The following is a 742-nucleotide window of genomic DNA, read 5'->3' as shown; positions in this document are numbered from 1 at the left end:
CCGGGTTCTGCCCGGCATGGACGATAAGAGAACATTATTATGATACCAAAAAAACTTATCTAATTGTATTTTTTTCCCTTTTGTTTGGGAGGGTGTTTAGTAATTTATATATTTGCGTTTGTAGAAATTAATAGCAAGATGTGTTTTTGTGGACACAAAAACCAAATCTTGCCTGATAAATCAGGAGTTTAGCCCCCTCGCAACTTGGGGGCATATATTATTTAGTATCATAGTATGAAAGCAAATAAAAGAGATAGAATAGTGAAAGTTCGCTTAACGAATTTAGAATATGAAGAACTAACTAAAGCTTCTAAATCTAGCAAATGTATGTCAGATTATTTTAGACAGAGAGTCTTTAGGAAAGGAGTTGGTCTTATTGACCCTAAAGAATTTATTCGTTCGATGGATGAAATTTGTTTGGAAATGAAACGTATAGGAAATAATATAAATCAGTTGGCTAGGTATGTAAATATTCATAAGGAAGAAGTTAATCAAGAGGTTCTTAATGAGGTAGAAAAGAAAATGGCAGACTATGTAATTATGCAAGATAAATTGAATGTTACTTGGCGTAAGTTGATGTCAATCAAATAATATATGTATATATAATATTTATATATATAATTTTAGTGATAAAGACAGCGTTACTATTTCTTTTCCCTAAAGTTCCTTGTGTCGTTTCTCTCTATACCTGAATACAGGAAAACGGCTGCATCATAAAAGAAAAGACACCGACACCATTCAG

At 31.9% G+C, this 742-nt stretch carries 1 protein-coding gene; it reads left to right on the top strand.

Going from position 1 to position 742, the window contains the following annotated elements; all coding sequences use genetic code 11:
- Positions 1-234 precede the first annotated feature (234 nt).
- Positions 235-591 carry a plasmid mobilization relaxosome protein MobC gene (gene mobC, locus DW182_RS21740; RefSeq protein WP_007557662.1) on the top strand — a complete coding sequence of 119 codons (357 nt, stop codon included), beginning with the start codon at positions 235-237 and terminating at the stop codon, positions 589-591.
- The last annotated feature ends 151 nt before the right edge of the window (positions 592-742 follow it).

Origin of the sequence: Bacteroides sp. AM16-24 (assembly GCF_003471885.1) — a bacterium.
Classification (GTDB): domain Bacteria; phylum Bacteroidota; class Bacteroidia; order Bacteroidales; family Bacteroidaceae; genus Bacteroides.
This window is presented reverse-complemented; position numbering and strand designations above follow the sequence as displayed.